Genomic DNA, 4676 nt, shown 5'->3' on the forward strand with positions numbered 1-4676 from the left:
AGGAAGGATGTCATAAATAATTAAAAGTTCGTGAACTGGATTACATTTTATTCAGTTTCTGTTTCTTCTTCATCGGGGTTTAAATCGCTCTCCTCTAGGGTTTGATGGGGAATGGCGGCAATAATGGCATCTATGACTTTGGAAACTGGTAAAATTTCGATATTTAGATCGGGGAATTTTGTGCCTTTAGGAACGATCGCTCTTTTAAATCCCAGTTTGGCTGCTTCTTTCAACCTCAGTTCCATTTGGGACACTGATCTTACTTGTCCCCCTAAACCCACTTCCCCTATCAATACTGTACCTGGATCAACTATTCTATCTCGAAAACTGGCAACGATCGCGATCGCTATTCCTAAATCTACTGCCGGTTCTTCTACGTTTAATCCCCCAGCCGATGCCACATAAGAATCTAATTTGGACATCGGTATACCTACCCGCTTTTCTAATACGGCTAGGATCTGCACTAACCGATTATAATCTATTCCTGTACCAGCACGACGGGGAGAGGGGTAACTGGTAGGACTGACCAAGGCTTGCAACTCAACTACTATGGGGCGGGTTCCTTCGCAAGCAACGACTATGGCTGTACCGGGGGACGGGTCATCACGGTTGCCTAAAAATAATTCGGAGGGGTTGGGAACTTCCCTTAATCCGTGGGAAACCATTTCAAATATACCAATTTCATGGGTAGCTCCGAAACGATTTTTCACAGTTCTTAACAAACGATGGGAGGCAAAGCGATCGCCCTCAAAATACAATACTGTATCAACTAAATGTTCTAAAACTTTGGGTCCAGCGATCGCTCCTTCTTTGGTAACGTGACCAACAATTAACATCGTCACATCTTCGTGTTTTGCCACTTTCATCAAAGCTGCCGTACATTCACGGACTTGAGCAACTGAACCCGGTGCTGACGTTAAAGCTGGAAAGAAAACGGTTTGGATACTATCAATTACCGCCACATTTGGTTTAAGGGAGTCTATTTCCCGCAAAATCTCTTCTAAATCTGTTTCTGGCAAAACATATAAATTTGCACCTATGCTGTCAGGATCTATTGGCTCAGTCGTATTTTCAACTATTTTTTTAGTTTCTTTGATTTCAACAACTTCATCCTCAGTCAGATCGTCACCCGTTTTTTCACTTACTAAATTTAACGGTTTTGACATTCCCAACCGAGAAGCACGTAATTTCACCTGCTGTCCTGATTCTTCACCAGTGACATAGAGGATACGGTATCTCTGCGCTAGTTCATTAGAAACTTGTAGGAGTAAGGTAGATTTACCAATTCCTGGATCACCACCGATTAACACCATCGAACCGGGAACAATTCCACCTCCCAGAACCCGATCTAATTCTCCATAACCAGATTCCCAACGAGCAATTTGGCGATCAGTAATTTGGTCAAATGTCAAGGAAGCTCTGGCTTTTGCTGGTTTAGAAGTAGTTTTACCGTTATTTTGACCAGCGTGCCAATTACCGACTCCGCCTCGACTGGGTACATCTACCGAAGAGTGGATAGTGATCTGCTCTTCTAGGGAGTTATATGTGCCGCAAGCTGGACACTTACCAAACCATTGGGATGATTCTGCTCCACAATCGTTACAAATAAAAACGCTTTTAGGCTTTGCCATTCTTGATGTTTATTAAATATTCTTAATATTTTCTTAATTTCTCAAAGAGACTAAAATCTAATCGTAGTCGTATTTAAGGCTTTTTCCCAATTAATAAAGGGAATGATATCTTAATATTATGGTATTAAAAATTCATCATGATAATTTTTAGTGAGGGAGAGTAGGGACACTTGGAAAGTCATAAAGAAAAAATCCTGGTAGTAGACGACGAAGCCAGCATTCGCCGGATTTTGGAAACGCGCCTTTCCATGATTGGCTACGATGTGGTAACGGCTGGCGACGGAGAAGAAGCTTTAGAAATATTTCGCAAAGCTGAACCGGACTTGGTAGTTTTAGATGTCATGATGCCGAAACTGGATGGTTACGGCGTTTGTCAAGAATTGCGTAAGGAATCAGATGTTCCGATTATCATGCTAACAGCTTTGGGCGATGTAGCGGATCGCATCACTGGGTTAGAATTGGGGGCTGATGACTATGTTGTTAAACCATTCTCTCCCAAGGAGCTAGAAGCGCGGATTCGCTCTGTTTTACGACGGGTAGACAAAACTGGTGTGACTGGTATTCCCAGTTCTGGTGTAATTCATATCGCCAATATCAGAATTGATACGAATAAACGTCAAGTATACAAAGGTGATGAACGTATTCGCTTGACGGGGATGGAGTTTAGCTTACTAGAGTTGTTAGTTAGTCGCTCTGGTGAAGCTTTTTCGCGTTCGGAAATTTTGCAAGAAGTTTGGGGTTATACGCCAGAACGTCACGTAGATACACGGGTGGTTGATGTACATATTTCCCGTTTGCGAGCAAAATTAGAGGATGATCCTAGTAATCCTGAATTAATTCTCACTGCTAGAGGTACTGGCTACCTATTTCAACGAATAATTGAACCAGGGGACGAGTAAAGATGGAGTAGAGGGATAGAGGGCAGAGGGCAGGAGGACAGGAGGGAAGAAGTATGAATTAAAACTTTGGTTCTGGGTCTAAAGCCCAGTTTAAAGGAAATACTTGTCGGTTAAGCTAAAAACATTAAATCAGGTAGGTTGGGGAGTCATCGCCTTGGACGGGTTTCCCGGCTTGTGGAGAATGACGTTTGACGTTAAGAAACCCAACATTTACGGGCTTTTGTTGGGTTGCGCTGTCGCTTAACCCAACCTACAAAAACTACAAAAACTCTTAACCGATAAGTATTGTCCTATATCCTGTCTCCTGCCTTTTGAATCTTCCCTTTCTTTGCTTTTTCCCCCTTTAACCTTCCTTTGTCACCAATGACTAAATCTGATCCTAATCGAATTTTGCGGCGTTTACCCTTAGTAGTTGGGGGGGTAGGTGCTGTACTTTTGCTGGTTAATCGGTTATTAACGCCAGAACTGACAGCATCTCAAGCACGAGGGGATGTTTTGGGGGTGATTTTGAGCGCGGTGTTAATTTTAACAGGTTTGATTTGGCAGCAAGTACAACCACGATCGCCTGATACAGTTGAACTAATTGGAGAAGAAGGGTTTGTTTTAGATCCCGATTTACCAGCAGGACTAAAAACAGAGTTAGCCTGGGCAACGCATTTATTATTAACCAATACGGTCACGCGATCGCTATTAGTTTACTATCAAGGTAAAGTTTTATTACGGCGTGGCATTCTTGCTCCTAAATCGGAAGTAACACCAGGTGTAATTTTAAAACGGGTACTGGAAACTCAAAAACCGATTTATTTAGTGGCTTTAAAAGTTTATCCCGGTGCAATTGAATTTGATTATTTACCAGAAAACACACAAGGGGTAATTTGTCAACCAATCGGCAACCAAGGTGTATTAATTTTGGGTGCAAATGCGCCCCGGAGTTATACTAAACAAGATGAAAATTGGATTGGGGGGATTGCTGATAAATTAGCTGTAACTTTTCAAGAGTTACTCCCTTCCCACTAAAGGAATATTTTTCTTGTATCTAAAATTTTATGGGTTCAACCAAATACTATAATTCAACACTTTGGTTGAGGATGCAAGTAAAAAGTTAATTCTTGGATACCTGCTTGCAGATAACGTGTTACTGTCATGGGACTAGCACCAAGTTTTTTGGCCGCATCTTTGCGAGTCAGCTTTTTTAAGAAAACCAACTCAATTGCTACGCGGGGTTTATCTTCTAACATACTGATAGCTCGTCGTAATTGTTGCCGTTCTTCCTGTTGTTGCTGAAGTGAAGCAGTTTGAACACAGGGAAGGATTTCTCCCAGGGTGATTTGATGATCAGCAGAGTGAGAAATGGTAGCATCTAAACTTAAAGGAACACGGTTTTGAACAGCTAACTTACTTTCTTGCCACTCTAGGAGAGAGACGTTAAGTTTTTGAGCAATTTCGCTGTCCTTGGGAGTGCGACCTAAAGATAGTGTTAGTTCTTTGTGAACCTTTTCCCCTTCATTATAGAGTTCTTGCCAACGGCGGGGGATTTTTAAGAGTGTAGAGCGATCGCGCAAAAAATGCAATATTTCACCGCGAATATAGGGTACAGCAAAGGAACTGAACGCATATCCATGATTGGGGTCAAAGCGTTCAATAGCTCTAATTAAACCCAAATAACCAATTTGTTCTAAGTCTTCATAAGGTTCTTGACATTGGTGGCTAAAGGTATAAGCCATTTTCCGTACTAAACCTCTATGTAACTCTACAAGTCGGTTACGAAGTTTGATTGAAGGATGTTGGTAGTATAGGTATAACAACTCTATACCATCAGATCGCGCACAGGATTTAGTTGCTGCCATATCAGTTCCTTTTTAGTAACCCCTTTTTTCGCAAAATGGAGTTGCGTATACCCTCTTCAAGGCTGTCATTATTTTCCCTAGTCAACCCAGAATAAGCTATAGTTGTTTTACTGAAACTTAATCTGTACTTTAACATAGTATCTAGTAATTACACTTGATTTACTTGCTCTATTCATGTTGTAAATAATTTTTGTTGACTAACTTTAAAAACTATATCACAAACTTTAGTATTTATCTGTAATACTACTTAGGGCTTGCTGAAAAAGTCTTTTCTTTAGGGTTAGGAGTCAGGAGTCAGG

4 protein-coding genes are annotated in these 4676 nt (G+C 41.2%); 2 read left to right on the forward strand and 2 right to left on the reverse strand.

Going from position 1 to position 4676, the window contains the following annotated elements; genetic code table 11:
- Positions 1-47: 47 nt before the first annotated feature.
- Positions 48-1631: a DNA repair protein RadA gene (gene radA, locus VB711_RS20965; protein WP_323288226.1), complete on the reverse strand. Its 1584-nt coding sequence runs from the start codon at positions 1629-1631 to the stop codon at positions 48-50.
- 170 nt (positions 1632-1801) lie between these two features.
- On the opposite strand from radA, the gene rpaB reads away from it, so the two are divergent.
- Positions 1802-2530 carry a response regulator transcription factor RpaB gene (rpaB, locus tag VB711_RS20970; RefSeq protein WP_323288227.1) on the forward strand — a complete coding sequence of 243 codons (729 nt, stop codon included), beginning with the start codon at positions 1802-1804 and terminating at the stop codon, positions 2528-2530.
- Between the two features lie 363 nt (positions 2531-2893).
- The gene (locus tag VB711_RS20975) at positions 2894-3547 is read left to right on the forward strand and encodes a cofactor assembly of complex C subunit B (protein WP_323288228.1); all 654 of its coding nucleotides are present in this window, start codon (positions 2894-2896) and stop codon (positions 3545-3547) included.
- A gap of 53 nt (positions 3548-3600) precedes the next feature.
- Here VB711_RS20975 and VB711_RS20980 read toward each other — a convergent pair whose 3' ends face one another.
- Positions 3601-4377 carry an RNA polymerase sigma factor SigF gene (locus tag VB711_RS20980; protein ID WP_323288229.1) on the reverse strand — a complete coding sequence of 259 codons (777 nt, stop codon included), beginning with the start codon at positions 4375-4377 and terminating at the stop codon, positions 3601-3603.
- Between the last annotated feature and the right edge of the window lie 299 nt (positions 4378-4676).

The sequence above is a fragment of the Cronbergia sp. UHCC 0137 genome (genome assembly GCF_034932285.1).
GTDB lineage: Bacteria > Cyanobacteriota > Cyanobacteriia > Cyanobacteriales > Nostocaceae > Cronbergia.

Bases quoted from the DNA above. Each gene is read 5' to 3' on its own strand.
- radA (WP_323288226.1), bottom strand. From the start codon at position 1,631: ATGGCAAAGCCTAAAAGCGTTTTTATTTGTAACGATTGTGGAGCAGAA.
- VB711_RS20975 (WP_323288228.1), top strand. From the start codon at position 2,894: ATGACTAAATCTGATCCTAATCGAATTTTGCGGCGTTTACCCTTAGTA.
- VB711_RS20980 (WP_323288229.1), bottom strand. From the start codon at position 4,377: ATGGCAGCAACTAAATCCTGTGCGCGATCTGATGGTATAGAGTTGTTA.